Here is a 26,665-nt window from a genome sequence, read left to right on the forward strand (position 1 = left end):
CTCTGAGAATGCCCGAACGATTTGTAACCGATCACGAGGGTTGATAAACTGATGAGGCCTCTGTCGATGCTGGTTTTGGTATGGCTATACCCATTGCCTCTCTGGCTTTATTAATACATTCTTTCAGATAGGCTTCAGAGACCCCTATATTATTATCCATACCGACTGTTCCTAAAGGAGCAACATAATGAATAGGAAGATCAAGGCCCACGCCATTGTCTTTTATTACCTGTACGTTACCACTTTCCAGAGCGGTTAATTGCAGGCTCACGGCAATTTTTCTGCCTTCAGGGTTATCTCTCATTTTATCTGTACCTGGTCTTCCAAGCATGATAAAAAGATTATTTACCGCGATACCGACCAGTCGTTCTTTAGCTGCGGCAATTTGCAGATTATTCACTTTATCAGTAAAGAAAAAGGAAGCAACGCTTTGCAGCAGAGTTGGATTTTTGCTTTCTGCCTGGGTATTTTTAAACAGATAATCAGCCATAAAATAATTAAATATCTGTTGCGGGTCTTTAGGTTGATCGTTAGGTATATTATTTAATCCCAGCTTTTTCAGCTTTCTCAAATAAGCGCTCGCCAATTCTTTTATATTGACAACTAACTTATTAAAGTCCCCGGGGCCAATGTTCTTCAGGCGGGCCTCTTCATTCGCCTCAATTTGTTTGTCTTCGAGTATTTTTAAAATTTTGGCAAGATAAATTTCATCATTATGGATATCTGAATTAACTGGCTCTTTTTCTTGTAGCGATGGCTCTTCTGGCTCATCAGATACTGGCTCTTTGATTTGTGATTTTGCTTCTTCATTTCCAATGGCACAAATCAGGCTGGTTAAAGTATCCGCAATGGTTCTTTTATCTTCTGCCAGTTTCGCGCGTTCAGCTGTTGGAGCCCATTTCTTTCTGGAGTCCGCATCATACAAATGCATTTGTTCTTTGATATAATCCTGCATGATCTTTAAAAATATTGTCATTGCACTACTCCTTTTAGTTGCAATTTTTTATCATATCAGTAATTTTAGGATTAGCAATACGGATGCAGAGTGTTTAATTCAAAACCGCAATAAACACTAAAAGCACTTGTTTTCACAGGAGAATTCATAGATGTCCTTACACGTTATTATTCTGGCGGCCGGCTTGGGCAAGAGGATGTATTCCTCTACGCCCAAAGTGCTGCATAAGCTTGCCGGCAAACCCATGTTGTCATGGGTGGTAGAGGCGGCACAAAGCCTTAAGCCTGAAGCGGTACATATTATTTATGGCAATGGAGGAACCCATGTTCGGGAAGCATTGTCTTCACTGGAGGTGAACTGGGTTCTGCAGGAAAAGCAGTTAGGTACCGGTCATGCGGTGATGCAGGCCTTGCCGTTTATTCCCGAAGAAGCCCGGGTTTTAATTCTTTCTGCGGATGTTCCTTTAATAAGCTCTGAAACGCTGGGCCATTTAATCCGGCAATCAGGCAGTTTTAATCAACTCAGTCTCTTGCTGGCCAATCTCGATAATCCCTTTGGATTGGGACGTATTTTGCGCGATGAGAATACTGCTATTTACGGCATTGTGGAAGAAAAAGACGCCAGTGAGCAGCAGCGGCAGATCAGGGAGATATACAGCGGCATTTGCTGTGCCAACGCCGGGGATCTAAAGCGCTGGTTGCCCATGCTGAATAGCAATAATGCTCAGGGAGAGTATTATTTAACGGATATTATTGCTTTGGCAGTACAGGAAGAACAAATGGTTCAATCCATAACTGCCCGAGATCCGGTTGAGATTCAGGGTGTTAACACGCCACTGCAGTTACAGCAGCTGGAAAGAATATGGCAGCAGCGACAGGCGGAGAAGTTGCTTTTGGCAGGTGTATCCATCGCCGATGCTAGTCGTATCGACATTCGCGGTGAATTAACTTGTGGCAAGGATGTGTCAATCGATGTCAACTGCGTGTTTATTGGTAAAGTGAGTTTGGGTGATGGCTGTCGTATTGGTCCTAATTGTGTGATTCGGGATAGCCATATTGGGGCAGGTTCGGAAATTTTTCCTAATAGTGTGATTGAGAAAAGCGAACTGGGTGCCGAATGCCATATCGGTCCATTCGCTCGCCTGAGACCTGGAACAGAGCTTGCCAGCTTCTGCAAAATTGGTAATTTTGTCGAAACCAAGAATGTTGTATTTGATGAGCATTCCAAAGCCAGCCATTTAAGCTATGTGGGGGATGCGCGCATTGGCAGGGATGTGAATATTGGAGCAGGTACCATCACTTGCAATTATGACGGTGCTAATAAACATCAGACAGTCATTGAAGACGGCGCTTTTATTGGTTCGGATACGCAATTAGTCGCTCCGGTGACCGTCGGGAGGAATGCAACCGTGGGTGCTGGTAGTACGATTCGTAAAAATGTGCCTGCGGATGAATTAACCTTAAGTGAAAATCGACAAAAAACAGTTTATGGGTGGAAAAGACCTAAGAAAAGATGAATGGAATAAAATCACCTTTTCCTAAATTCTATTGAGAGAAATCCCCTCTCCCAAGTTTGGGAGAGGGCTAGGGTGAGGGTTGATTTTAACCCTCTCTCTAACTCTCTCCCTGAGGGAGAGAGTACTTTAAGGGCAGATTATAAGATATTAATAAGCTGTAGGAAGGCTTGAATCTCTGCGTCTCACAATCTGCGAATTGAGCAGCTCATAAATCCATAGTACGAAAGGCACACCAATTAAGGTGAGAATAAATTTTAACACCCAGGCATTGGTGGCGAGATTAAACACCTGTTCAAAAGGGTACATTCCGCCAAATAACAAACTGTAGTTTATCAGGCATAACAAGGAATTGACGATGAGATTGGCTACCAGCAGACGTAAGCCCCGATTGCTGCCGTAACCTGTCTGCTTCAGTTTTTCAAGAAGAAAACTATTTCCAGCGAGGCTTATTAATAAGGTCAGTATGGTCGCTGGAATGCGTCTTGGCATGGTGAAGGCATAAAAGGGAGTCAAATCAAAAAAATCCGGTGAAGGCAGCACAGTCACCAGCATTAAGAGGCCGTCGAATACCAGTTCAGCCAGGATAATGAACAAGGCCAGCAGCAGATTGGCTTTATAGCCATATAGCTCGCCGATCAAATTACTGGCCATAATAACTAAAGGAAACACAATGCCGCTGGCAGTCAGAGTCCAGTCATTTCCAAATGAAACAATGCGGTATTCACAGGATAGAGAAATCAATGTAACGGTGACAGCGAAGCTGACCAGATAATGATACCAGGGCGAAATAAAATAAAATGATTCATTAGGAACATCGGTAGAGGCAGGTTTGGCAGTCAGGTGCCTTATTAAATAAAAAATCGCTGCAATAAGCAAAATACTCGCCGAAATGATCAGGGAGTCGAAATACATACGGCCAAAGCTTTCCACATGCGGGTCAGCGAATAAAAGAAGGAAATCAAATGAGAAAAAGGAAATACCGCCGAATAAAACAAGCAATAAGCGTTTTTTGGGCGAGGTGAGTATTGCGGGGCGCCGTGCACAACAGTAAAGATGGGGTAAATAAAAGCTGACTGCAAAGGCAATAGTAGAGGCGAAAAATTTCCTGGGAATGTCCTCAAATACAATCTGATAGGCAGTGCTGTCGCGCATATACTCAGCGGCAGGCAGATTAACGAGGATATAAATGCCTATCGAAAAGAGATACAGTGTCAGCAAGGATTGATTGAGAGCATGACGTTGCTGCACAAAGCTGCATTTGCTTAAAATGGCCAGATAAAAACAGGCGACCAGCGGGCAGAGCACACTGCTGGAGGTGATTAACATGCTCTCAAAATTGATAATCTTGAATGACACATTAATAAGCAGCATCAGACAAGTGAGCATGGAAACTGTCAGCATTAAGCAATTGCGTGACTGTTGCTGTATTGGAAAAGACATGAGCCAACCGCCCTAATTCAAACCGTTTAGAGCACTCATTGCCCACATCCGTGCCAATAAGTGCCCGGCAATATAACACTATACCAATTATTTTTGCAAGTTATTGAGAGCGGGGAATTCGGTCTTTACGAGAGTTCCTATAGCTGTGTTTTGATAAGTCAGTTAAATTGCCAATAAACCCTTTCCTCATTTAAACTACAATATTCTGCACAGGGAATTACAAATGGTTCATTTCAGAAAGCAATCTTCCGCCAAACGAGGCATGATGCCGGGATCAGCGGTGTATGTCGGTGAAAATCCGCCCAAACCCACACGCGCATTTATACACATCTATGATGAATCCAATTATCAATGCCACGAGGGCTTTGATCAGGAGCTTGTAGAAGCAGCGCTTGACGAAAAGAAAACCGTCTGGATTGACATCTTCGGTTTGCAGGATGTTGAAAAAATAAATCACTGCTGCAATGTGTTCGGGATACATCCCCTGATTGTTGAAGATATCATGAATACTCATCAACGGCCGAAAGTGGATGTCATCAATGAAGGCCTATTCATTGTCTTTCGCATGATGGATAAGCCTAAAGAGCAGGAATGCGAAGAAAGCGAGCAATTCAGTATTATTATCAAGGAAAATCTGCTGATCACCTTTAGGGAGAGTGACGATGAAGAGCTGGTTTCCCTGTACAAACGCCTGGCCATGGAAAACTCTTTAATCCGTGATCAGGTTGTTGATTATCTGGCTTACCTTTTGATGGACCAGGTGGTGGATAATTTCTTTGATTATGTGGAGGGAATTGAACAATCACTGACCGCCATCGAAGACAGGCTGATTGAGAATCCGCAAACTATATCCTTGCAAAGTCTTTATGTAATCAAGCGCCGTATCATGCTGCTTCGTAAAATCATCGCTCCTCTCCGTGATATTGTCCATTTATTAATTTCGAGTAAGGGACAATTAATCAATGCGGAATATCACATGTATTTTCGCGATCTGCATGATCACTGTTTACGGCTTTTGGAGGCAATTGATTTACAGCGCGAAATGACCAATAACATGCTGGAAATCTATCTGTCAACGCTTAATAATCGTATGAATGAAACCATGAAAATACTGACCTTATTTGCCAGTATTTTCATCCCACTGACCTTTATTGTAGGGGTTTATGGGATGAATTTTGACTATATGCCTGAACTAAAATGGCGTTATGCCTACCCCACTGTCTTATGCGGCATGGCCTTTTTAGCTGCGGCCATGCTTTATTTCTTCAAGAAAAAGAAACTGCTTTAAGATTATCACGTTCGGCGGTATTTCTGGAGTCGGAGGATGAGAGGGGCCTGAGATCTTCGGTTCGGGCCGTAGCAGAGAACTTGCCTCGTGATCGCAAGGCTTTGGCTGAGACCTCAATCGAAGAATCCTTTAGCTGGGTTGCCTTTACGTCAGCAGGCTCTTGTGACTTAAGATCTGCGGTCGGCGGGGCAGACAGCGCGGCAACTTCTTTTATAGTGGTTTCGTCTTTTTTATCTTGTTTGGCAGAGGATTCAATCTCTCTTAATTTATTCCCATTGAGATGAATCTGTGGTCCTTCTTCTCCCGGAGGTATCGCTGAGAAGTTAAAGTGGGCACGATAGACAAGCTCCATAATAGATGGATTATACAATGAAGCCATCGCTATTTTAGTCACAAAAGGAGGCATTCCCTTAATTTTCTGTAAGGCTTTAGCTGAAATATCTGGCTCATTTGAGGCCGCCCAAACTATCAGGTTTTTTCGGGTCTTGATGATAGCCTTTGTCACTGCCGGGCTGCCTTTTCTAAACGCTATCCAGTCTGCTTTAATCAGAGGGTCATTGGTAAAACTTGCCTTACTGACGAACATAGAGGGTGCTACCCAGGGGATTATCTTTTGCAGATAGGGATGATGCCAGCAGTTTTGCACAATCTCTCCTGCCTTCTCCCAATTAAAGGTGGATTTCTGCTGTTTTAACATTTCGGGGATTTTTTTCTTGGCTCCTTCCATGATTAATCCATCCACAAAAGAAACGCCTCGACCGAAAAGTAAAAGCGGGTCAACCACATAGCGTGATGTTTCATCAACGGGAGGGGGAAGATTCATATGCGTCGCAGTGGCAATCTGCATCAATACTGCAAATTTCAGCATTACATCCTGATAGTGTTCACGAGGTATTCCGGTTAAATAAAAAATCCCTTCAACAAAGGCAAAGGCCACGCCGCGCGACCCTATTCCCAGTGAGGCGGCTAGCTCCCAATTCTCCTCAAGATAGGCAGTAATATGCCGGTTACAATGCTCAGGCATTGCCATCGCCAGAATAAACTGGCCATCATAAAGAATTAATAAGACGGTAGAAACCATCTCTCCAACATAGGGAATGAAACTAATCCCCCAGATCAGACCCCGAGTTGCCCAGTAGGTGATACTGTTTTCAATAGAACCTTTGAATTTTTCCATGAAACCACATTTCTGCTGTTGGCAAATGGTCATCGGAATTGGCGCCGCCCCTTGAGCAGGGGGAGCCATTACTCTGAATGAAGCGCCATTTAATTCACTTCCTGCCGTCGAAAACTTTTTTGAGGCATCCGAAATGTGCATTAGCATATGGGTTGTCGTTTCGACATTTTTTTTTGAACGATACACGAAACCCAGCACATAGAGACCACCAATAAGGAGGGTCAGCCCAGTATTGACACTAACCAGCTGCCCTTCGTCCTCAGTGTACAAGGCTTGCAATTGCTCGACGGCTAATTTATTAATAAAACTAGCCGCAACCAAAGGAGCAACATCACGGCCCAGGATATAGGCCATATTATGGTATACTGAACGTACTGACGAATTGGTGAGGTTGTATGCCAGATCAGGAGCGACCGCCATTTGTTTGAACCCATAGGAAACGACTTTATGCGCTGAATTACCCAATCCCTTTGCAACCGTTGTCAATGTGCTATTATTACTCAACGAAGTCAGCGCATTGTTCAGACTTTTTCCCCAATTTTGAACCGTGGTTCCCAAATTTTGAACGCTGGCCATCCATCCCATAATGCTCTCCTGCAATAGTCCGAAATTTCATTCTATGGGGAAAATCTGCAAATAACCAGAGCAAGACGTTCATTTTTCGCTGAATTACCTAATACTCATGAATGGAATCAGTTGCTTAGTATCTGGTTGATTTTCATTTAAAATCGGATTCGATGGTTTTATCAGGATATTCACAGTATTGACGAATAGGGCATTGTGGGCAACGTGGCTTTCTCGCTTGACAGGTATAGCGGCCATGCAGAATAAGCCAGTGATGCGCGTCATGAATAAATTCCTTATCGACACGCTTTAATAAAGCATTTTCAACTGCTAAAGGGGTATTGCCGGGGGCAATTCCAGTGCGATTCGCCACACGAAAAATGTGTGTATCAACTGCCATTGTGGGCTGACCAAAGGCGGTATTGAGGATTACATTGGCCGTTTTTCGCCCTACACCAGGCAGCTTCTCCAATGCTGCACGCTCAGCAGGTACTTCCCCTTGGTATTGTGTAACCAGAATCTCACAGGTGGCGATGACGTGTTTCGCCTTGGTATTAAAAAGGCCGATTGTTTTGATGTACTCTTTAAGCCGCTCTTCTCCAAGCTCTAAAATGGACTCCGGCGTATTGGCGACGGCGAAGAGCTTGGCAGTCGCTTTGTTGACGCTGACATCAGTGGCTTGCGCTGAAAGTAAAACAGCGATTAACAACTCAAAAGGTGAATGGTAAATCAATTCAGTGGTTGGATGTGGATTTAAGGATTGAAAGATCTTAAATATCCTGCGGCGTGTTTCCTGATTCATTAAGCATTTCCAGTAAATTTCTATTCACCCGAAGGGAGACGAATTGTCTGGCGCAAGTTTAGCGGGTTGCCAGTTATGGAGCAACCGCATTTTTTAATGCTCCTGTGAACTCATACGGTCTGCCACATAGCGGCCTACCAACTGCCCAATTACTATCGCCAGATAGGCCTGACCGGTAAAGGATTCAAACCATGAGAGCGTTTGAGCAAAAGGGCTCAGCGGTAAAATATCGCCGTAGCCTATAGTGGTTAATGTAACGAATGAGTAATAGATGGCCAGATTTTCCTCATTCATGGCCAGGTTTGAAAAAGCCCCAGGATTTAAGCTGGAAAGCATCAGATAAATATAGGCATAACTTAGACCGATAAAAAGGTAGGCACATAAAGAGCCGAATAAAGTAGTTATATTGATGGACTTATCACGAAAAGTATAACGCAGGCAACCTGCGAACATCAGCATAAAATAGATTGCAGCAAAGGAAGAGCGGATGGTATTTAGTTGGGGATAATCAATTAGAACCAGCAGAATTTCTATGGCGGCGGTTGTTGTCAATATTGCCAGAAGTTTGAGGGAACGATTTCCAATGACAAACAGACTGGAAACGATTAGCAAAAAGAAGAAGAGGTTGGCCAGGCCTTCCGCAGAATCGGCATAAATCGCATGGATTGTTTTTGCTAAACAGAATGCTATCAGCACAAAAAATAAAAAGAGAAATCGTAAACGTTCAATCAGTGAAATAAACTGTTTCATAGAAAATCCTTTTCCATTTCGCTTTGCTCAGGAGTGTTGCGTCAGCAGTTCACGAGCATGCGAGCGTGTTTGCTCGGTAATGGTGATTCCGCCTAACATACGGGCTATTTCATTCACTTTTTCTATCTCATTGAGCGGGAGAATGTTCGAGTAGGTATGATGTGCATCGCTGTGTTTTTGCACCATAAAATGGTGATGCGCTGAAGCGGCCACCTGTGGTTGATGGGTCACACAAAATACTTGCAGTCGCTCTCCTAATTTGCGAAGTAATTGCCCTACCAATGCGGCTGTCGAGCCGCCAATGCCGACATCCACCTCATCAAATAATAATGTAGGGGTGGCGCCGCGTTGGGCCGTAATCATCTGAATCGCAAGGCTGATTCGCGATAATTCGCCACCAGAAGCAATCTTGTTCAGAGCATCAGGGGTCATGCCGGGGTTAGTGCAAACCTTGTATTCCACTTTATCCAGGCCATGAGATTGCATTTTATCAAGGGTGCTGATTTCCATACTAATGAACCCCTTCGGCATCCCTAATTGCTGAATTATGCTGGTAATTTCTTTGGCGAGCTGTACAGCATGCTTTCTGCGCGATTCGCTGAGTAAAGCAGCGGCTTTCTGATACGCCTGCAAGTGAATCTGATACTGTTTCTCAAGTTCTACTGTTCTTTGCTCGGCGTCCTTTAATTGCCGGATTTCTTCTCTCAGCTTTTCTGCATGGGCGACAAGCTGCTCTGGCTCAACATGGTATTTACGGGCAGCCTGATGAATTGCACCCAAGCGCGATTCAACCTCCTGCAAGCGCTCAGGATCCAATTGCACTGATTCGACAAATTGTTTTATTTCAGACAGTGCTTCTTCGCATTGAATCGAGGCGGTTTGCAACAGCTCAAGCGCATTCTGGATAGCGGGATGCTGTGATGGCAAATCAGCCAGAAGCTGTAGGCTCTGGTGTAAAGCCTGACTTACATTTGGGCTTTCATCGCCATCGAGAATTTGCAGAAGCTGATTGCCGTTTAGTAAATAATCCTTGGCATGATGCAAATGCTGATGTTCAGTATGCAGACTGTCTGTTTCTCCTGCTTTAAGCTCCAGATTATCCAGTTCTTCAATTTGAAATCCTAGTAAATCTATACGGTCCTGCTGATTCTCGAGTTTTTGTAATTGTTCGAGTTCCTGCTTTATTTTTTGACACTGCTTGTAATGAAGCTGCACATTCTGCAGAAGCTCAGGGTGGTTGGCATAATGATCCAGATGCTGACGATGGGTTGCGTGCTGCATGAGCGTCTGATGCTGATGTTGGCCGTGAATATGAACCAGCATTTCACTGAGCTCTTTTATTTTCTGTAATGGGAATTGATTGCCATTAATATAGGATTTTGAACGGCCTTCGGCATAAAGCAGACGACGCAAAACCAGCTCACCATCTGAATCAATTTCATGGGCTTTCAGCCAAAGCTCCGTGTCTTTTGACCCGCTGCAGTCAAAAACGGCAGTGATGTCGCAGCGTTCGGCCCCAGGTCTCACTACGGATGAGTCGGCACGTTCACCAAGGGCTAGCATCAGAGCATCAATCATAATGGATTTACCCGCTCCGGTTTCCCCGGTAAAGGCAGTCATTCCCCTGGCGAAATCAAGCTCCAGTAATTGTACAATTGCAAAGTTTTCGATGCGTAAGGTGGTCAGCATGATTTATCCCTGATGCTTGGATTCCCAACCCAATTTAATGCGTAGTGTATCATAATAGTGATAGTCAAGCGGATGCAAGAGGCGCAGGCATTGCGCATTTTTTTCAATATTCACTTGCTGCCCCGGTTTAACCAGTCTTGACTCATGACCATCACAGCTTATTCGCAGATCTGACTCATTGGAGTTACTGATAACCAGATCGATTGAAACCTGTGAATCCACGACCAGTGGACGCGAACTTAAGCTGTGAGAAAACATCGGCACTAATACAATGGCATTAAGATGCGGGTGCATAATGGGACCGCCTGCGGATAATGAATAGGCCGTGGAGCCGGTAGGGGTTGACAGAATCATCCCGTCTGAGCGGTAATGGCTGACAAACTGCTGATTGATGTAAACGTCAAATTCAATCAGATGGGTTTCATTGCCACGGCTTAAGACCACATCATTCAAGGCATTGCCCTGAAAGTAGGTATTTTCCTGGTCATGGATTCGCGTTCTCAGTAAAAAGCGCCGTTCTTCATAATATTCTCCGTCAAGAACAGGTTTAATCTGTTTCTCCAGTTCAGAGGGAAGAATATCGGTTAAGAATCCGAGCCGTCCGCGGTTAATACCAATAACCGGCACATCAACCCCGATGGCCATTCGTGCGGCGGATAGCAGGCTGCCGTCCCCGCCAACGACCACGATTAAATCCTGTTTTTTACCCATATGAATTCGGGATAGTACCGGCAGACCGGTATCGAAATGGTCTGCCGTATCGGTATCAACAAAGGTTTCAACTTGCTTGGCCAGGAAATCAATCAAACGCTGTATGGTTTCATTGACCCCCTGATTGGCTCGGTGTTGACGTGCATACAAAATTACGCGTTGAAATTTCTGCTTCATCATCTCAATGGCAAAATTAAATGTTATTCTTCAACATTAGCACGAGAACTGCGTTTACGATCGGTTTCTTTCAATTCCTTTTTACGGATTCGGATGGTTTGCGGCGTTACCTCAACCAATTCATCGTCATCAATAAATTCCAGAGCCTGTTCAAGACTGAGTTTTATTGGCGGCGTCAGCAAAATATTCTCATCACTGCCTGAGGCGCGAATATTGGTCAGTTGTTTTTCCTTGGTGACATTCACGACCAAATCATTATCGCGGGAATGGATTCCAACCACCATACCTTCATAACACATTACTTGCGGTTCGATGAATAAACGGCCGCGTTCCTGCAGGTTAAAGAGAGCAAACGCTCTCGCAGCCCCCTGACAGTTCGCAATCATCACGCCGTTGTTCCGTTTGCCGAGACGGCCTTTGAAAGCGGGACCATAGTGGTCATATACGTGATAGTTCAAACCAGTACCAGATGTGCTGGAGAGGAACTCGGTGTGAAAGCCAATCAGGCCGCGAGTTGGGATCAGATAATCGAGGCGAACACGACCTTTTCCATCGGGGAGCATATTCTGCAGTTCTCCGCGCCGTTCACCAAGTTTTTCCATAATGCTGCCCTGGTGCGTTTCTTCAACGTCAACAGTCAAGCGTTCATAAGGTTCCAGCATCACCCCATCCTCTTCGCGCATAATCACTTCCGGTTTGGAAATGGCCAGCTCATAGCCTTCGCGGCGCATATTTTCAATGAGAATGGATAAATGGAGTTCGCCGCGGCCTGACACCTTGAACTTGTCAGGATCTGCCGTATCTTCCACCCGCAGGGCGACATTGTGCAGCAATTCAGTTTGCAGACGTTCGCGAATCTTGCGGCTGGTTACAAACTTGCCTTCCTGACCGGCAAAAGGAGAATCGTTAACCTGAAAGGTCATGCTGATAGTCGGCTCATCCACTGTCAGCGGCGTTAAGGCTTCCACGTTATTAGGATCACAGAGCGTATCGGAAATATTTAACTGCTCAATACCGGTTACCGCGATAATATCGCCGGCACTGGCCTCTTCGACCTCAACCCGCTCCAGACCTTTAAAGCCAAGCAGCTGCAACAGACGACCGCTGCGGATTGCGCCGTCTTTATCAATGATTTTGACCGGTGATTTTGCCTTGATGTTGCCGCGAGTAATTCGGCCAATGCCAATGGTTCCGACATAGGAGGAGTAATCAAGCGAACTGATCTGCATCTGGAAGGGGCCGTTCTCATCCACGTCTGGCGGAGCCACGCGATCGACGATGGTTTCCAGCAAGGCATTCATGTCAGTGGCTTCCTCATCCAGTTCCAGCATGGCATAGCCATTCAGAGCGGAAGCATAAACTACCGGAAAATCAAGCTGTTCATCAGTAGCGCCCAGATTGTCAAACAAATCAAATACCTGATCCATAACCCAATGGGGACGAGCGCCGGGGCGATCAATTTTGTTAATTACGACAATGGGCTTTAATCCACGGGCAAAGGCTTTCTGAGTGACGAAACGGGTTTGCGGCATAGGACCGTCCACGGCGTCGACCAGCAGCAACACACTATCCACCATAGAAAGAATTCGCTCCACTTCGCCGCCAAAGTCGGCGTGCCCCGGGGTGTCAACAATATTAATCTGATAATCACGCCAGTAAACACAGGTGTTTTTGGCCAGAATGGTAATACCCCGTTCTTTTTCCAGGGCATTGGAGTCCATGACGCGTTCCACTTTAGGTCCGCGCTCATTCAGCGTACCAGTTTGTTGCAATAATTTGTCAACCAATGTCGTTTTACCATGATCCACGTGCGCGATGATGGCTATATTTCTTATCTTCTCAATCATAAAAAACCTTGTTCAGGACGAAAACGATGCACAGCTGCAGGCCTATAAGCCCATTTTTGCCAAAAAAACACTCTTTTTGGATTCTTGCGGCAGTGTAGTAATTAATTGTGCTTACATTATACACTAGATGCGGTCACAATCCTAATGGCGATTTGTTAGTGGCGCTTGAATAAATAAAGATGGGCGAATCAAAAAAACCGTCTTTGGGTGCGTCATCCAAGCCCGACACGTTGCTGATTTTGCTGATCAGCCTCGGCCGTTGCCTGCATGGACGCATCAGGTGTCGTGCCGCAGGAGCGGAATTGCTGGGTTAATTGTCTGATATTCGCTGGGTCAATAGGCTGACCCTGAGGAATCTGCTTAAGCAGGGCATCGGTTTGCGGGTTTTTTCCAAAAGTATTAACAACCTGGTTTTGCAGAGCCTGTATACCTCCATCACTGTATTTATCCGCGACCCGGTTAAGCATCTTGTTAAATACCGTCGTGGCCTGATCGACTTCCGCTTTGGATAAAGGTCTTGAATTGCCGGGTGCAGGAGATGGATTTCTAAGATTATTTCGTTCCTGTTGGGTCTGGGTCTTTTCTTCCTGTGCTTTTTGTATCTGCATGCGCATTTCAGACAGCTGGCTAAGCTGGGTCTGCTGTGTTTGTCTTGCGGCGCCTAATTGCTGGTTATTTAAACCATGCTCACCGCTTCTGTTATTTTTAATGACATCCTCTACACTGGTCATCTGGCCTTTGGCGCGATTAAAATCGCTGCTTGCCTGCTGCTTTTGCGAAGCGCTTAAACTGTTCACATCGGTGACATCTTTATTAACCAGATAAAGACTGCCATCATCGCCTTTCAATATACTTTTTCCTTTAGGCGCTACATACGCGGTGTCATTGAAGTCAGAAGTCGGGGTGCCGTCTGCCTTATAGGCCGATTTTTCGCCCTTGTAAACAGCAAGCATATCTTCCGTGGCTGCTACCTCCACCTGTTTAGCATTCACCTTGGCAATATCCGCTTTGGTTTGTTCCGGGGATACAGTGCCTGCCTCTTCGGCGATCTTATCCATATCCTTTGCGATCTCTTTTTTCAAATCCGCGAGCCCCTTCTCGATTTTAGCCCGTTCAGCCGGATCTTTGGGATCATATTTTTTTACTTTGTCGGCACTAGCCTGGTAGGCATCATGCTTTGCATCAATTGTCTTGGTATTCTTTTCTAAACGCTCAATCTCCCTATTGGTCGCTTCAATGTCTTTATTAAGACTATCGATTGATTGTTGCAGTTCGCCTATCTGAGCGTCATAGGCATCAATCCTTGCATCCAGTTCGGCTTCTTTTTCCGCTTTGACAGAGGCAGAATCTGTATCGGCCAGTTGATGTTGTCTGTCCTGTTGTATTTTCTGGTCAATCGCTTCCTGAATCTGAATGTTTCTTTCTGCAATCTTGTCTTCATCCTGTTGTGCTATATGAACAAGGAAAGCGGCCAGGCGCTGTTGCTGCAGCAGTTCTTCCCTCTGCATCTCTTCCCGGGCTTTTTCCTGTTCCACAGCCTGCATCAGTTCAGCCGCAACTTTCTCTTTGGTGGTATCGCCTGCCGGAGTATTCAGAAAGTTGATGACATCCTTTGCTTGCTGCAAGCCCTGCTTTCCAAGTTTGATAGAAGGGTTTTCCCCTTCAGGAGCTGGGGTGATATCCACTTTATTTAACCAGGTCTGCAACTTTTCCGCAGTAAGCTCAACGGTCTTTTGCTGTTCCGGATCGTGGAGCATTACCGAGCTCATATCCGCTTTAGGCGCCTGGGTATCTCCGAGATCAGGGCTGTCGCCAGTATCTGAAAAATCAGCACTGGAATTGTATAAATAAGAAGAACCAATAATATCCTCCGGCTCTTCCATTTCGTCCATTGTGATAGAGTGCCTGGGGCCCAGCGAGAGCCCGGCATCAGGCGTGGGCTTGGCTTCATGGCCAGGAGGAAGTTCAGCGGGTTTGGGAGGCGGATTGACGAAATTCTTGATTGCATCCAGACCGCTTAAGAGTTTGGGCTTCAGGGCATCTAAAGCCTGCCCGCCGAGCTCTTTCGCGCCTTGAGCAGCACCTTTTAGTTTCGTCTCTGCAAAATCAGTGGTCATTTGATTCATTTCAAGAACCATATTCAGCAGTTCCTGAACCACCTGCTGCATAGGCTCGGCATTCTTGTCGACAGTTACACTAAAGAAATGTCCTTCCTCTGCTGCAGGAGCTTCTTTATCGTCTTTCTCTGGAGCAGCTCCTTTTGCAGGCGCCACCGGGGCAACTGCCATTTTTGCTTTGGAAGCTTCGGCTGCAAGCGCAGCATTGGCTTCATTTTCCCGAGCTTTTTTATTGTTCTCTTCAGTCTGCGCTGTATTACTGGTAGATCCGGACATTCTTTAAAATCTCGTCAGAAACATCATATTCATTAATCATAGCATAGCCATTTTTTATGCTGTAGCCGGCGCAAACAACTATTTATTTTGATCTAAGCTGTGGGTGCAGGCAGATCGGGTACGTCTTCCGCTTCTGAATTCTTCACCGCGTCATCGTCTATGGAAGTCATTAGCGAGGAACTGTTGTCATCAGCTTCTGCGCTGACAGGATCCCCAATCTGAAAATCGGCTTCATTCATAAAAGAACTGCCAAGAATATCCTCTGGGGATTCGGGGAGTTCGCTCATCTCAAAAAGTTCATCATCCTCTTCCAACAGGGAAGCACTTTCCTGTAGAGAAGGAGTTGGCAAAGGCATATCTGCTTTTGGGGCCTTAGTTTCACCTAAATCAAGTTCATCACCTGTGTTGGCATTTTCAGGACTGGTTACAACCCCCATTGTAATATCATGATCCGCATCCAGGTCCAAGCCTTCATTCGGTTTAGGTTTGACCTCTTGACCGGGTGGAAGTTCAGCAGGTTGCTTATTATTAAATTTGTTGAAGAAGCTGGTGACCTGGGCGGCTATTGAATCAACTGCCTGGCCTCCCAGTGCTTTACCGGTAGCGGCAGCGCCTTTGATCTTATCTGCTGCAAAGTCGGTAAACTGGGCATTGAGGTCATTGATAAGGTTCATCCATTCCTGAATCATCTGCATCCAGGGGTCTGCATTTTTATCCACTTCCTGATGAAAAAAAGATTCTTCCGCGGCAGGCGCTGCTTTATCTTCTTTTTTTACGCCCGCGGTATTGGCGGGCTGTGCTGGGGCCATTGTGGTTTTTGCCTTGGCGGCTTCTGCGGCAAGCGCTGCATTAACTTCTTTATCCTGAGCGGCTTTTTTATTCGTTTCCTCGGTTTTGGAAGCGGTATCACTGCTGGCAGTTGGCGCAGGAGCGGCTACTGTACTCTCTGGCTCGGGGCTTGTTGTAGTGGGAGCCGGAGTTGAAACAGTTTCGACGGTTTCAGCGCTGCTAGACTGGGTAGTAGTACCTGACATTGTGGTAATTCTCTTGAAGTACGGTATATGTTAATCATAGCATAGCCAGTATCTCCAAAAAGAGGGCTACAAATTCTTGATGGAATCTTTACGTTATGGAGTTGTTTGTTTGTAACTAGTGTTTATTTAGTATTAAACGCATTTTTCTAATGCAGGGGCGGAGTGGGGATAATGAATAATATTGTGAAAATAAACGGTCTCTTCGCTTAAATTACGATATCCATGTACATGATCGGCAGCAAAACGGATTGCTTCTCCTTTATTAAGCCGCTTCCATTGCTGATCAATTAATACATCTAAAGCGCCGTCAATCACAATAACATGTTCGATTACGCCGGGCTCATGGCCTGCTGAATGTTGCTCACAGCCAGGGAGTAGTTCGATCTTGAATATTTCCACATGCAAATGCCTGTCGAAGGGAAACAGCGGAGTGACTTTAATAAGCTCGTCACTGTGCTCCCAGGCACTGGTACTTCCTTCGAGAAACAGTTTGGTTGACTCCTCGGCAGGTTCTTCTAAAAAAGAGGAAAAGGAAACTCGAAAGCCGCTCGCAATTTTCCAAAGAGTGGCAACGGTAGGTGATGATTCAAAACGCTCAATTTGTCCCAGCATCGCTTTGCTGACAGTGGTTTCCTGGGCTGCTTTATCAAGGCTCCATCCATAGTGTTGCCTCAACTCACGCAGGCGTATTCCAATACGCTGGTTTAACTCGTCCACAGGGTTCCCCTATTAAAGCACTCTCGTATCCGGGTGGAGAACCTGATACGAGAGTCTGATAAATAAAAACTTGAGCGTTATAACGCACAATGCTATGCTTTGGGTCCTGTGCGTTATAGCGCATCGATCATAACATACCTAGAGTGTTTTTAATAGGAATCCAAGCATGCGATCGTATTTTTCTCTTTCTCATCTCTCTGCCGGATTCATCGCGGTCCTGGTCGGCTTTACCAGTTCGGCTGCTATTCTTTTTCAGGCCGCTTCTGCTGTGCATGCTTCTACAGCCGAACTAGCTTCCTGGATTTTTGCTTTGGGAGTAGGCGTGTCGATAAGCTGTATTGGATTCTCGCTGTATTACCGCATGCCTATTCTGACCGCCTGGTCCACGCCGGGAGCGGCCCTTTTGGCAAGCAGTCTGACAGGCCTGCGTTTGTCTGAGGCGGTGGGCGCCTTTATTTGTTCCGCGTTACTGACATTTCTGGCGGGTATAAGCGGCTGTTTTGAGCGGTTCATGGCGCGTATACCGGGTGAGCTGGCTTCTGCCATGCTCGCCGGCATTCTCCTGCATTTTGGTTTGAATGTATTTCTTGCCTTACAGGATGCCCAGCTAATGGTTTTAGCGATGCTGGCTGCCTATATTCTCGGAAAGCGTTTTTATCCTCGCTATGTGTTGCTTGTCGTTTTGTTGCTGGGCATTGCGGTTGCAGCTTTACAAGGAGAGCTTCGTTTCCAGTCTCTGCATTGGAGCTTTTCGGGTCCTGTGTTTACCTGGCCTGAGTTTTCCTGGACGGTATTATTCAGCGTGGGCTTACCTCTGTTTATCATCACCATGACCTCGCAGAATATTCCCGGTCTGACGGTATTAAGAGCAGAGGGGTTTAATCCTCCTGTGTCCAGACTGATTAGCATCATGGGGGCAGGTAATTTGCTGATGGCTCCTTTTGGCGGATTCAGTTTGAATCTGGCCGCGATCACTGCAGCTATTTGTGCGAATGAAGAGGCTGACCCTGATGCCTCAAAACGTTATCGTGCCACAATCAGTGCAGGTCTGTTTTATTTAATGATGGGATTATTCAGTGCTACTATCGTCGCTTTATTTTCAGCATTCCCATCAACGCTGGTTCTGGCGGTTGCCGGTATGGCTTTATTTGGTACCTTGGCTGCCAATCTCAAGGAAGCCTTAGACAATGACAGGCAGCGCGAAGCGGCTATACTTACCTTTCTGGTTTCTGCTTCAGGCCTTAACTTTTTGGGGATCAATGCGGCCTTCTGGGGCTTGCTCGCAGGCATATTATCTTCTTTAATTATTAAACAGAGTTCTGTAGCCAAATCCCTGTTAAACGAAAAGGATCCGGAATTGTGTAATGAATAGGTTAAAAACGGGGCGTTTTCTGTTCACAGAAACGACAAGTCCTACTTTTTTTAATTTGAATTATTATCTGCTTCAAGCGGGATGGATGCCTGCCAGATTCAAATGGATGGCTCGTTTCAGTGACGCCAATCTGCAGTTTGATGAAAATGCGGCGCAGTGTCTCGAGTTCAAGCACTGCCTGAGCGATTTGGTCGCTGAATATTGTCCGCAAGTCATGATGCCGACTTTTATCATTAACGATCTGAATTGGCCTGTTATTCTGCAATTTCTTAATCAAAACAGCTTTAGAAGGCAAAATTCTGTTTGGATTTTAAAGCCTTCCTTATTAAATAATGGGCAATTTATTAAAATCTTTAATAATCTCGTTGACCTGGAAACCCATTTCTCCAGTAACCAGCGACTTGGCGGAGAGCATGTACTGCAGGAATACATTAACCAGCCCCACTTATTAAGGGATCAGCGTAAATATAGTATTCGCATGTTTCTGGTGCTCAGTAATTATGCAGGCGCTTATCTTTTTCCAAAAGGCTATCTGAATGTATCCCGCCACCCCTACACTCCTGAACAATTCAGCGATTTGCGTCCCCATCTGACTAATGAACACTTGCATGAAGAGGAAAGCAATGTCATTCAGATTCCTTCCGAGCGTTTTGAATTTTTCTCAACCCTTTATCCACAAATCCAGCAGATTATTTCCCAATTGGTTCAGGGCTTGAAGCAACGCTACCCTCAGGCCTTTACCCGCTTCACATTAAAAACATTTGCTTTATTCGGCGTGGATTTTATGGTGGATAGCAATGGACGGGTCTGGTTGCTGGAAGTTAATCACGGGCCCTGTTTTCCGATAGAAGCAGAGCATCCCTTGCAGAATTATTTATATTCTGATTTTTGGCATGCGCTTTTGAATAGTTTTGTCTTCCCCATAGGTTTAAATCTCCCCGATACCCAGATTGACTATTCCTTTTTTGATAAGATTGCCTGAATTAATCACTGTAGTTTTGAAGCGCTTCCTATGGTTTGCTGGTTTATCCATTCCGACCAGCTCCCCGAGTAACCTGTAAGACGTGCCTGAGAATAATTATAAAAATAACCAAGAAATTGATAGCGCTCAACAAAATAATGAGTCAGCTCGCTATCGGAACGGCTTGTATTGGCCAGATCATAGTAGGGGGGAACGGCGGCATGGCGGGCAATGATTTCATCAAAACTCACTTCTGCTGCATTATTTAACATATCATACATCACTATGAATGTTGTGGAGCGTCCTTTCCCTCCACGACAATGAATATGAAGCCAGGTTTGCGGCGGCAAATGATCAATAAAGCTGACAAATTCATCGACAATTTCATCAGTGGGTCTCTGATGGTCACTTACTGCTAAACGGTAATAGACGAAGCCTAAACTGCTCACCAGTTGCTTCTCATTGCTCAAAGATTCGATCTGAACTGTCGAACCCGCGTCAAAACTCTGCTCGATGAATTGATCAGGAGTCAATATTCCAGAAATAACTTCCGATTTACCCAGATCTTTAAGCCAATCCAGTTCTGCCTGTTCCGCTTGTTCAGTGGATTTACCCAGGTTGATCCAGTTATGAGTGTCAGAAAGAGTGATGGAATTACCATTCAGATAGGCATGGTTTTCCTGTCTTAAATCCAGAACGATGCGCTGCGATGCTTCGTCATTGCTTTTTGCGGTGATATAGCTTGCCAGTTGAAGCCAGCCTTGCAAATTGGGATTTGCACTTGCAGAAACCCACAATGCTGAGGGCTCTTCTTTCTTAAATTGAATAATTTGCGATAAATCCCGCATGGAGGCCAACGCGATAGTCTCCGGCATAGTATCCTGAATCAAACAGGGGTTTGCTGTAGTTCCATCACAATCTGGCTGATTACTGGCATATAAATTGAGAATCAGGAAGCTTAACAGGAATGCGAATATGCGTTTATACATTGCAACACCCAAGCGATGCAAAATTTCAGTTTAGGAAAAAACAGAGAAGGGTTCAAGTACAAACTATTATTTAACTTATTGAAAAATAATATAAAAATGCATAATTTTTTTATGTTCTGCGCGTTAAAAAGCTGCTATTCAAATACTTTATTCAGCATGGTTTTTCTTTCGGCTCATGCCTAAATTTTAATCTTTTGGTATGCACTTTGCTAAACTTTCTATGACAAGTACAAAAAAAGGAAGCCATTCATGAAGAAGTTGATATTGCATCCCACAGAACTTAGTCAATGGCATGCATTGGTGAATGAAGCGCAAGCCTCAACGCAGATGGTCTTAAATGAAACCACTGAAAGTTATCTGGTTTTTCTATTAATGCGTTTTTCACAAGGCACTAAACTGATTGAATCGGTAATTGCGATGGATTTTCTCGAGTCCATGCATTCCACTCGGCATAAGCAGGTTGAATTGCTAAGAGATGTAGGGGATAAGAGCTTATTATTCTGCGGATTGTTTCCCGGAATGGCTCAGAAACGGCATGTCAGTCTCCGTTATTTTTCAGATATGGGGAAGGCCGCTTATCTCACAGTGGGTGAGCTGCAGGAAAATCAAAGCGCAGAATTGTATTTTCAGCTCAGTTATGAGTTTTTAACCTTGCAGCAAATATTGCAGGCGATGCGTAGCGAATACTTAAATATTCAGCATGCGGACAGCATCGTGTTGTCAGGAAAGGAGATCCCTTTGCAATAAAAAACGAGTGCTTCAAAGACAGGCTTTCTCAAGCCGGTCAGGGCAAGAGAAAGCCAGGCGCTCACATTCCATAAAACTGATAGATAGTTTTACTTAAACGCTTCACCAGTTCATCCATTTCTTCTTCGGTGATAGTAAGCGGCGGTAGAAGCCGAATAACATTCTCAGCTGTCACATTAAATAGAACTCCATTCTCCAGGCCAATCAGGCGGGCGTCGCTGGCCGGTTTGTCAATTTCGATACCAAGCATCAGTCCGCGGCCACGAATGGCACGAATTCCCGGATGCTCATGCAGACTACGCATCAGTTTATCCTGCAGCTGCATTCCATCATGAGCCGCTTTTTCACAGAGCTTTTCTCTTTCGATTACATCCAGAACAGTAAGTGCTGTTGCACAAGCTAATGGATTGCCTCCAAAAGTGGAGCCATGATTTCCTGGCTTAAACAAGTCGCAGGCCTTGCCGCTCATCAGGCAGGCTCCAATGGGTATGCCATTGCCAAGTCCTTTGGCTGTCGTCAGAATATCCGGCTGAATTCCGGCGTGCATGAAAGCGAACAGTTTGCCGGTTCTGGCATTTCCTGTCTGGATTTCATCGAGAATCAGTAACCAGTCATGCTGATGGCATAAATCGGATACTGCGCGCAGATAAGAGTTTTCTGCTGGAAAAATGCCGCCCTCACCCTGAATAGGCTCAAGCATGACGGCAACGATATCATCGCGGTTTTCAGCAATGGTTTTCAGCGCCTGAATATCGTTAAAGGGTGCGCGGATAAAACCTGGTACCAGCGGCTCAAATCCTGCCTGCACTTTTCTGCTGCCGGAAGCGGTTAATGTTGCCATGGTCCTTCCGTGAAAGGCGCGATCCATAACAATGATTGAAGGGGTTTCAATTCCCTTTTTATGCCCGTATAAACGAGTCAGTTTGATAGCTGCTTCATTGACTTCCGCCCCCGAGTTAGCAAAAAATGCCTGCTGCATGCCGGTCATTTTGGTAAGCCGTTCAGCCAGAAGTTCCTGCTCTTTTATATGAAACACATTGGAAGTATGTAAAAGTTTTGCCGCCTGATTCTGAATGGTTCGAGTGATATCAGGATGCGCATGTCCCAGTCCACAGACGGCAATGCCGCTTAAGCCATCCAGATAGGCTTTTCCATTCTCATCAAACAGCCATACTCCCTCTCCATGAGTGAATGAAATTGGCATTGGGCTGTAACTGGTTATTATTGCCATGATATTCCTTTTCCGGGTTATTCGAGCTGCTGCATGGATTAATGCAGGAATTGAGAGATATCGGAGCGAACGAGAACGATATCGATCGCCCCTAAAATAGCAGTATTTAAATTAAAAATGAACTCCTGAATTAACGCATGTTCTTGCTTACGAAATCCCAGTTCACCAATGACCAGAATGCGTTCACATAATCCGGTCGCGCATTGCGGTAATCGATATAATAGGCATGTTCCCAGACATCGCAGGTGAGTAGGGCGGTTAAATTTTCCGTCATCGGCGTACCTGCATTGCTGGTACTAATGATCTTGAGATCGCCGGCATTGTCCTGAACAAGCCAGGCCCAGCCAGAACCAAAGGTAGTAATCGCTGCCTGGGTAAATTGTTCCTTGAAAGCTGCAAAAGATCCAAACGTTTTGTTAATCGCTTCGGATAACTGTCCAGCAGGCTCTCCTCCACCCTGTGGGCTCAGGCAGTGCCAGTAGAACGTGTGGTTCCACACCTGGGCTGAATTGTTAAATATACCGCCTGTTGAGTTTTTGATAATTTCTTCCAGAGACATGGACTCAAACTGGGTGCCGGGAATTAATTTATTTAAATTGGTAACATAGGCATTATGATGTTTACCATAGTGATATTCGAGAGTTTCTTTGGAAATGTGGGGTTGCAGAGCATCCATTGCATATGGAAGTGGAGGGAGTGAAAAAGCCATGATTTCTCCAATAAGTAAGTTGAATGGGTAAGTGTAGCAGGATGTTGAGCATATTCAATTAAATCAAAGCTCTCAATAGAGGAAATGATGAGAAGGGCCGGGGGATCTGTAATAAAAATTGATTGAAATGACCGGCCTGGATTGCTGTTCAGTTGCTAATTGAACTTATTTTCGCCATAATTATGTTTTATCGAAACTTTTTTAGGTGCCTTTGTGGAAATTTCAGTGGATGTTATAAGCAAAATTAAACAGCAGATCAAAGAGAATGCTATATTACTTTACATGAAAGGCAGTCCCAAAATGCCCCAATGCGGCTTTTCGGCCCGCGCTGTCCAATGCATTGATGCCTGCGGCGTTAATTTCGCCTACGTGGATGTGCTTGCCAATCCCGATATCCGACAGGCTCTGCCGCAAATTGCTGACTGGCCTACATTTCCCCAGCTCTATGTAAAGGGTGAATTAATCGGAGGATCTGATATCATAGCCGAGTTATATCAGCAAGGTGAGCTGGAAGCGATCTTGCGTGAAGCAGTAACCTCTTAAAATAATAAGAATTAAGCACATTGCGATGTGCCGAAAAAGGAGAGCAGGAATGAGTGTTTTAGTTGGAAGAAAAGCCCCTGATTTTACTGTGCCTGCAGTGTTGGGCAATGGTGAAATTACTGATAAATTCAATTTACACAGTGCTTTAAAAGATCGTTACGGGTTGATATTCTTTTACCCCCTCGATTTCACTTTTGTATGCCCGTCTGAATTGATTGCTCTTAATCACCGTATGAATGAGTTCAAAGCCAGAAACGTCGAAGTAATCGCCGTGTCAATTGACTCTCAGTACACCCATAATGCTTATCGCAATACGCCCACCAAGCAAGGTGGTATTGGCGCTGTTGAGTTCACTCTGGCTGCGGATATGACGCACACCATCTGCCAATCTTATGGTGTCGAGCATCCTGTGGCTGGTGTCGCGTTCCGTGGTGCCTTTATCATCGATAAAAATGGTCTCGTCCGTTCACAAATCGTTAATGATTTACCAATCGGCCGCAACATCGATGAAATTATTCGCATAATCGATGCAGTTCAATTTTTTGAAGAACATGGCGAAGTATGTCCTGCTGGCTGGGAAAAAGGTAAGGCAGGTATGAAAGCTTCACCAAAAGGAGTCGCAGAGTATTTGTCTGAGCATTCTGACAATCTCTAGCAATAAATGCGGAGGATTGCTGGTCCTCCGCTATTTCAATTTGTTTTTCTCCAACACCTACAAAGGCCGATTAACTGTAGTTTGCCGTTTCTTTTTTGTATTTTTTGAGGGAGATGAGTTTGGGTTACCTTCGAATACATAACCCATTATCTCGGCTTTGGGTGTACGCATAGTTCCACCGGATAAATTTTCCAGATTTTTATCGGTAATCTTTTTGTCTTTTGCGGTGGTTTTGGGTGTTTTGGCCATACTAAATTACCTCCAGTACTAACCTGATAATTTTTGATCTCTCATAAAAAAATTGTATCAACAATTCAAGAAATCAATCCTAATCCGTTCAGCATCAATCAACGGCTTTTCTTTTTCCCTTTATTTTTTGTATTTTTTCCTTCCTTAAATCCTATAACCTGGATATTCAAGCCGCCTGACAATTTTTCCAGATTTTCATCCGCTATTATTTTGTTTTCTTTTGCATAGGTTTTACGAGCTTTGGCCATGGCTGATTGCTCCAGAAATAAACTACTCATATTGTAAATAAAATATAGTAGTTGTTTAAAAAACAATCAATTTTCTGGTTGCGATTCGATGAATAAAAGGGGTATAAACAGGATGCCAACGGATTTCCCGCTTTCACGGGAGGCCGAGAGACGATGTAATTACTTCGAGATTTTATTTACCGATTAGAGACAGAAACTCAGCCCGGCTGCTCACATTTTGACGCATATCGCCTAACATAACCGAAGTCAACATGCTTGAATTTTGTTTTTCCACGCCGCGCATCATCATGCACAGATGTTTGGCTTCAATGACTACTGCGACACCCTTCGCACCCGTAATGGATTCGATACAACTGGCAATTTCCATAGTTAAACGTTCCTGAATCTGCAGACGGCGGGCAAAATATTCCACAATGCGAGCCACTTTGGACAATCCCAATACCTTGCCGTTTGGCAAATAACCCACATGGCATTTGCCCAGAAATGGTAAAAGATGATGTTCGCACATAGAATATAATTCAATATCCTTAACAATCACCATCTCGCTCATGTCTGACTCAAATAGGGCGTTGTTAATGATATCCTGGAGATCCTCATTATAGCCTTTAGTCAGATATTGAAAAGCAGTGGCTGCTCGTTTTGGAGTATCTCTCAGACCCTCACGATTAGGATCTTCACCAATTTCTTCAAGTATTTTTGTATATAGTTCATGCATTGACAATGTCCTAACCTGGTGGCCAAGTCATTTGACGGCCGCCAAGAAGATGTAAGTGAATGTGGTAAACTTCCTGCCCTCCACCTGAATTCACATTAAAAACAAGCCGATATCCCTGTTCACTTAAATGTTCTTTTTTAGCCAGATTTTTGGCGGTCAGGATCATTCTTCCGAGGAGTTGCTCATCCTTGCTGTCTGTGTCATTAATTGTAGCAATATGCTGCTTGGGAATGACCAGAATATGAGTCGGTGCCTGAGGGCGAATGTCCCGAAAGGCCATGATCTCAGGCCCGTCAAAAACGATCGTTGACGGGAGTTCACCTTTTGCAATCTTGCAGAACAAGCAATCCATAGTTTTCCTGAATTTGGCTTAATAAATGATTATACTCCGAGATGGCAGGCACTTCAAAGTTTACTGCTTGAGAGTGACTAATTTTGCCTTTTAAAGCACTTTTTAGCATAATACCTGCGAAAAAATTTTTTGGATGAAGAAAATGGGCTTAATGCGGATTAATAGTGGTCGAGACATACCCAATGAAATTAATGTGGTAATTGAAATTCCTATGCATGCAGAACCGGTAAAATACGAAGTAGATAAAGAGTCCGGCGCTTTATTTGTCGATCGATTCATGGCAACGGCCATGTATTATCCGGCAAACTATGGTTATATCCCGAATACGCTTTCGGAAGATGGTGATCCGGTTGATGTTCTGGTAGTTACTCCTGTACCTCTGATCAGTGGATCTGTGATTGCCTGCCGTATACTGGGCATGCTGAAAATGACTGATGAAAAAGGGGTAGACGCCAAGCTTTTAGCTGTGCCGGCTCACAAGTTAACCAAAATGTATGAAGGCGTTGAAACCTATCAGGATTTGCCTAAGCCGCTGTTGCTTTCTATTGAACATTTCTTTGAGCATTATAAAGATCTCGAAGAAGGGAAATGGGTGAAAGTCGATGGTTGGGCTGGCATCGAACCGGCCCGAGAGGAAGTGTTGTCCAGCGTTAAACGCTATGATGAACAACAATAATAACGCTTAAGTCTGAATATCTGCCTTTGAATGCAGGGCCATTTAAAGGCAGTTTTTCTAGAAATCCACAAGAAAACAGACTATTTCTGATTTTTCAACCTGTTTTGCAAAAAATGCGTAGAGCCTTTAACGAGGGCTTAAATCTCAATCGATATCAT

At 44.7% G+C, this 26,665-nt stretch carries 26 protein-coding genes; 8 read left to right on the forward strand and 18 right to left on the reverse strand.

Annotation, left to right across the window (positions count from 1 at the left end):
* Window positions 1-31: 31 nt before the first annotated feature.
* The gene (locus tag DYH61_RS00410; RefSeq protein ID WP_058506846.1) at window positions 32-976 is read right to left on the reverse strand and encodes a hypothetical protein; all 945 of its coding nucleotides are present in this window, start codon (window positions 974-976) and stop codon (window positions 32-34) included.
* Window positions 977-1,106: 130 nt separating this feature from the next.
* On the opposite strand from DYH61_RS00410, the gene glmU reads away from it, so the two are divergent.
* On the forward strand, window positions 1,107-2,471 hold the full coding sequence (glmU, locus tag DYH61_RS00415) for a bifunctional UDP-N-acetylglucosamine diphosphorylase/glucosamine-1-phosphate N-acetyltransferase GlmU (RefSeq protein ID WP_058506845.1): 1,365 nt from the start codon (window positions 1,107-1,109) through the stop codon (window positions 2,469-2,471).
* Between the two features lie 147 nt (window positions 2,472-2,618).
* On the opposite strand, the gene DYH61_RS00420 is transcribed toward glmU, so the two are convergent.
* Complete coding sequence (locus DYH61_RS00420; RefSeq protein WP_058506844.1) at window positions 2,619-3,911, reverse strand: VUT family protein; 1,293 nt, start codon at window positions 3,909-3,911, stop codon at window positions 2,619-2,621.
* A gap of 223 nt (window positions 3,912-4,134) precedes the next feature.
* Here DYH61_RS00420 and corA point away from each other — a divergent pair, with 223 nt between their 5' ends.
* Window positions 4,135-5,199: a magnesium/cobalt transporter CorA gene (gene corA, locus DYH61_RS00425; RefSeq protein ID WP_058506843.1), complete on the forward strand. Its 1,065-nt coding sequence runs from the start codon at window positions 4,135-4,137 to the stop codon at window positions 5,197-5,199.
* On the opposite strand, the gene DYH61_RS00430 is transcribed toward corA, so the two are convergent.
* The 9 genes from DYH61_RS00430 to DYH61_RS00470 all read right to left on the reverse strand — a co-directional run bounded on the left by DYH61_RS00430 (window position 5,177) and on the right by DYH61_RS00470 (window position 17,060).
* Window positions 5,177-6,961, reverse strand: a complete 1,785-nt coding sequence (locus DYH61_RS00430) for a hypothetical protein (protein ID WP_058506842.1) — start codon at window positions 6,959-6,961, stop codon at window positions 5,177-5,179. The two genes, corA and DYH61_RS00430, sit on opposite strands and share 23 nt — an antisense overlap.
* A 133-nt stretch (window positions 6,962-7,094) precedes the next feature.
* Window positions 7,095-7,742 carry an endonuclease III gene (gene nth, locus DYH61_RS00435; RefSeq protein ID WP_058506841.1) on the reverse strand — a complete coding sequence of 216 codons (648 nt, stop codon included), beginning with the start codon at window positions 7,740-7,742 and terminating at the stop codon, window positions 7,095-7,097.
* Between the two features lie 93 nt (window positions 7,743-7,835).
* On the reverse strand, window positions 7,836-8,492 hold the full coding sequence (locus DYH61_RS00440) for a potassium channel family protein (RefSeq protein ID WP_058506840.1): 657 nt from the start codon (window positions 8,490-8,492) through the stop codon (window positions 7,836-7,838).
* Window positions 8,493-8,519: 27 nt separating this feature from the next.
* Window positions 8,520-10,181 carry a DNA repair protein RecN gene (recN, locus tag DYH61_RS00445; RefSeq protein ID WP_058506839.1) on the reverse strand — a complete coding sequence of 554 codons (1,662 nt, stop codon included), beginning with the start codon at window positions 10,179-10,181 and terminating at the stop codon, window positions 8,520-8,522.
* A gap of 3 nt (window positions 10,182-10,184) precedes the next feature.
* A complete protein-coding gene (locus tag DYH61_RS00450; protein WP_058506838.1) occupies window positions 10,185-11,069 on the reverse strand; it encodes an NAD(+) kinase in 885 nt (294 codons plus the stop codon).
* Between the two features lie 23 nt (window positions 11,070-11,092).
* Entirely contained in the window at window positions 11,093-12,916 is a 1,824-nt protein-coding gene (gene typA / locus DYH61_RS00455; protein WP_058506837.1) for a translational GTPase TypA, read from the reverse strand.
* Between the two features lie 212 nt (window positions 12,917-13,128).
* On the reverse strand, window positions 13,129-15,309 hold the full coding sequence (locus tag DYH61_RS00460) for a hypothetical protein (protein WP_058506836.1): 2,181 nt from the start codon (window positions 15,307-15,309) through the stop codon (window positions 13,129-13,131).
* 92 nt (window positions 15,310-15,401) lie between these two features.
* On the reverse strand, window positions 15,402-16,343 hold the full coding sequence (locus DYH61_RS00465) for a hypothetical protein (RefSeq protein ID WP_058506835.1): 942 nt from the start codon (window positions 16,341-16,343) through the stop codon (window positions 15,402-15,404).
* Between the two features lie 132 nt (window positions 16,344-16,475).
* Complete coding sequence (locus DYH61_RS00470; RefSeq protein ID WP_058506834.1) at window positions 16,476-17,060, reverse strand: helix-turn-helix domain-containing protein; 585 nt, start codon at window positions 17,058-17,060, stop codon at window positions 16,476-16,478.
* Between the two features lie 166 nt (window positions 17,061-17,226).
* On the opposite strand from DYH61_RS00470, the gene DYH61_RS00475 reads away from it, so the two are divergent.
* Both DYH61_RS00475 and DYH61_RS00480 read left to right on the forward strand, forming a co-directional pair.
* The gene (locus DYH61_RS00475) at window positions 17,227-18,432 is read left to right on the forward strand and encodes a benzoate/H(+) symporter BenE family transporter (RefSeq protein WP_058506833.1); all 1,206 of its coding nucleotides are present in this window, start codon (window positions 17,227-17,229) and stop codon (window positions 18,430-18,432) included.
* Window positions 18,425-19,414 (forward strand): YheC/YheD family protein, encoded by a 990-nt coding sequence (locus DYH61_RS00480; RefSeq protein WP_058506832.1) that lies wholly within the window; start codon window positions 18,425-18,427, stop codon window positions 19,412-19,414. The genes DYH61_RS00475 and DYH61_RS00480 overlap by 8 nt, the downstream gene beginning before the upstream one ends.
* 5 nt (window positions 19,415-19,419) lie before the next feature.
* Here DYH61_RS00480 and DYH61_RS00485 read toward each other — a convergent pair whose 3' ends face one another.
* On the reverse strand, window positions 19,420-20,382 hold the full coding sequence (locus tag DYH61_RS00485) for a phosphatase domain-containing putative toxin (RefSeq protein WP_058506831.1): 963 nt from the start codon (window positions 20,380-20,382) through the stop codon (window positions 19,420-19,422).
* 249 nt (window positions 20,383-20,631) lie between these two features.
* Here DYH61_RS00485 and DYH61_RS00490 point away from each other — a divergent pair, with 249 nt between their 5' ends.
* On the forward strand, window positions 20,632-21,129 hold the full coding sequence (locus DYH61_RS00490) for a hypothetical protein (protein WP_058506830.1): 498 nt from the start codon (window positions 20,632-20,634) through the stop codon (window positions 21,127-21,129).
* A 61-nt stretch (window positions 21,130-21,190) separates the two neighbouring features.
* Here the strand turns inward: DYH61_RS00490 and DYH61_RS00495 are convergent, their stop codons facing one another.
* The gene (locus DYH61_RS00495; protein WP_058506829.1) at window positions 21,191-22,360 is read right to left on the reverse strand and encodes an aspartate aminotransferase family protein; all 1,170 of its coding nucleotides are present in this window, start codon (window positions 22,358-22,360) and stop codon (window positions 21,191-21,193) included.
* 130 nt (window positions 22,361-22,490) lie between these two features.
* Window positions 22,491-23,069, reverse strand: coding sequence for a superoxide dismutase [Fe] (gene sodB, locus DYH61_RS00500; RefSeq protein ID WP_058506828.1), 579 nt, complete (start codon window positions 23,067-23,069; stop codon window positions 22,491-22,493).
* Window positions 23,070-23,294: 225 nt separating this feature from the next.
* Between sodB and grxD the strand changes: the two genes are divergently transcribed.
* A complete protein-coding gene (gene grxD / locus DYH61_RS00505; protein ID WP_058507301.1) occupies window positions 23,295-23,612 on the forward strand; it encodes a Grx4 family monothiol glutaredoxin in 318 nt (105 codons plus the stop codon).
* A 49-nt stretch (window positions 23,613-23,661) separates the two neighbouring features.
* Window positions 23,662-24,267, forward strand: coding sequence for a peroxiredoxin (locus DYH61_RS00510; RefSeq protein ID WP_058506827.1), 606 nt, complete (start codon window positions 23,662-23,664; stop codon window positions 24,265-24,267).
* Between the two features lie 57 nt (window positions 24,268-24,324).
* Here DYH61_RS00510 and DYH61_RS00515 read toward each other — a convergent pair whose 3' ends face one another.
* The 4 genes from DYH61_RS00515 to DYH61_RS00525 all read right to left on the reverse strand — a co-directional run bounded on the left by DYH61_RS00515 (window position 24,325) and on the right by DYH61_RS00525 (window position 25,831).
* Window positions 24,325-24,516 carry a hypothetical protein gene (locus tag DYH61_RS00515; RefSeq protein WP_058506826.1) on the reverse strand — a complete coding sequence of 64 codons (192 nt, stop codon included), beginning with the start codon at window positions 24,514-24,516 and terminating at the stop codon, window positions 24,325-24,327.
* Between the two features lie 98 nt (window positions 24,517-24,614).
* Complete coding sequence (locus DYH61_RS15560; protein ID WP_157072288.1) at window positions 24,615-24,764, reverse strand: hypothetical protein; 150 nt, start codon at window positions 24,762-24,764, stop codon at window positions 24,615-24,617.
* Between the two features lie 172 nt (window positions 24,765-24,936).
* Window positions 24,937-25,479, reverse strand: coding sequence for a GTP cyclohydrolase I FolE (folE, locus tag DYH61_RS00520; protein WP_058506825.1), 543 nt, complete (start codon window positions 25,477-25,479; stop codon window positions 24,937-24,939).
* A 10-nt stretch (window positions 25,480-25,489) separates the two neighbouring features.
* Window positions 25,490-25,831 carry a histidine triad nucleotide-binding protein gene (locus DYH61_RS00525; protein ID WP_058506824.1) on the reverse strand — a complete coding sequence of 114 codons (342 nt, stop codon included), beginning with the start codon at window positions 25,829-25,831 and terminating at the stop codon, window positions 25,490-25,492.
* A gap of 142 nt (window positions 25,832-25,973) precedes the next feature.
* On the opposite strand from DYH61_RS00525, the gene ppa reads away from it, so the two are divergent.
* Window positions 25,974-26,507, forward strand: coding sequence for an inorganic diphosphatase (gene ppa / locus DYH61_RS00530; protein ID WP_058506823.1), 534 nt, complete (start codon window positions 25,974-25,976; stop codon window positions 26,505-26,507).
* The last annotated feature ends 158 nt before the right edge of the window (window positions 26,508-26,665 follow it).

This window comes from Legionella quinlivanii (assembly GCF_900461555.1).
GTDB classification, from domain to species: domain Bacteria; phylum Pseudomonadota; class Gammaproteobacteria; order Legionellales; family Legionellaceae; genus Legionella_C; species Legionella_C quinlivanii.

Bases quoted from the DNA above. Each gene is read 5' to 3' on its own strand.
- DYH61_RS00510 (WP_058506827.1), top strand. From the start codon at position 23,662: ATGAGTGTTTTAGTTGGAAGAAAAGCCCCTGATTTTACTGTGCCTGCA.
- DYH61_RS00430 (WP_058506842.1), bottom strand. From the start codon at position 6,961: ATGGGATGGATGGCCAGCGTTCAAAATTTGGGAACCACGGTTCAAAAT.
- ppa (WP_058506823.1), top strand. From the start codon at position 25,974: ATGGGCTTAATGCGGATTAATAGTGGTCGAGACATACCCAATGAAATT.
- nth (WP_058506841.1), bottom strand. From the start codon at position 7,742: ATGAATCAGGAAACACGCCGCAGGATATTTAAGATCTTTCAATCCTTA.
- DYH61_RS00485 (WP_058506831.1), bottom strand. From the start codon at position 20,382: ATGTATAAACGCATATTCGCATTCCTGTTAAGCTTCCTGATTCTCAAT.
- DYH61_RS00420 (WP_058506844.1), bottom strand. From the start codon at position 3,911: ATGTCTTTTCCAATACAGCAACAGTCACGCAATTGCTTAATGCTGACA.
- DYH61_RS00515 (WP_058506826.1), bottom strand. From the start codon at position 24,516: ATGGCCAAAACACCCAAAACCACCGCAAAAGACAAAAAGATTACCGAT.
- DYH61_RS00465 (WP_058506835.1), bottom strand. From the start codon at position 16,343: ATGTCAGGTACTACTACCCAGTCTAGCAGCGCTGAAACCGTCGAAACT.
- recN (WP_058506839.1), bottom strand. From the start codon at position 10,181: ATGCTGACCACCTTACGCATCGAAAACTTTGCAATTGTACAATTACTG.
- corA (WP_058506843.1), top strand. From the start codon at position 4,135: ATGGTTCATTTCAGAAAGCAATCTTCCGCCAAACGAGGCATGATGCCG.
- DYH61_RS00475 (WP_058506833.1), top strand. From the start codon at position 17,227: ATGCGATCGTATTTTTCTCTTTCTCATCTCTCTGCCGGATTCATCGCG.
- glmU (WP_058506845.1), top strand. From the start codon at position 1,107: ATGTCCTTACACGTTATTATTCTGGCGGCCGGCTTGGGCAAGAGGATG.
- sodB (WP_058506828.1), bottom strand. From the start codon at position 23,069: ATGGCTTTTTCACTCCCTCCACTTCCATATGCAATGGATGCTCTGCAA.
- typA (WP_058506837.1), bottom strand. From the start codon at position 12,916: ATGATTGAGAAGATAAGAAATATAGCCATCATCGCGCACGTGGATCAT.
- DYH61_RS00450 (WP_058506838.1), bottom strand. From the start codon at position 11,069: ATGAAGCAGAAATTTCAACGCGTAATTTTGTATGCACGTCAACACCGA.
- DYH61_RS00490 (WP_058506830.1), top strand. From the start codon at position 20,632: ATGAAGAAGTTGATATTGCATCCCACAGAACTTAGTCAATGGCATGCA.
- DYH61_RS00480 (WP_058506832.1), top strand. From the start codon at position 18,425: ATGAATAGGTTAAAAACGGGGCGTTTTCTGTTCACAGAAACGACAAGT.
- DYH61_RS00410 (WP_058506846.1), bottom strand. From the start codon at position 976: ATGACAATATTTTTAAAGATCATGCAGGATTATATCAAAGAACAAATG.
- DYH61_RS00440 (WP_058506840.1), bottom strand. From the start codon at position 8,492: ATGAAACAGTTTATTTCACTGATTGAACGTTTACGATTTCTCTTTTTA.
- DYH61_RS00525 (WP_058506824.1), bottom strand. From the start codon at position 25,831: ATGGATTGCTTGTTCTGCAAGATTGCAAAAGGTGAACTCCCGTCAACG.
- DYH61_RS00495 (WP_058506829.1), bottom strand. From the start codon at position 22,360: ATGGCAATAATAACCAGTTACAGCCCAATGCCAATTTCATTCACTCAT.
- DYH61_RS00460 (WP_058506836.1), bottom strand. From the start codon at position 15,309: ATGTCCGGATCTACCAGTAATACAGCGCAGACTGAAGAGAACAATAAA.
- folE (WP_058506825.1), bottom strand. From the start codon at position 25,479: ATGCATGAACTATATACAAAAATACTTGAAGAAATTGGTGAAGATCCT.
- DYH61_RS15560 (WP_157072288.1), bottom strand. From the start codon at position 24,764: ATGGCCAAAGCTCGTAAAACCTATGCAAAAGAAAACAAAATAATAGCG.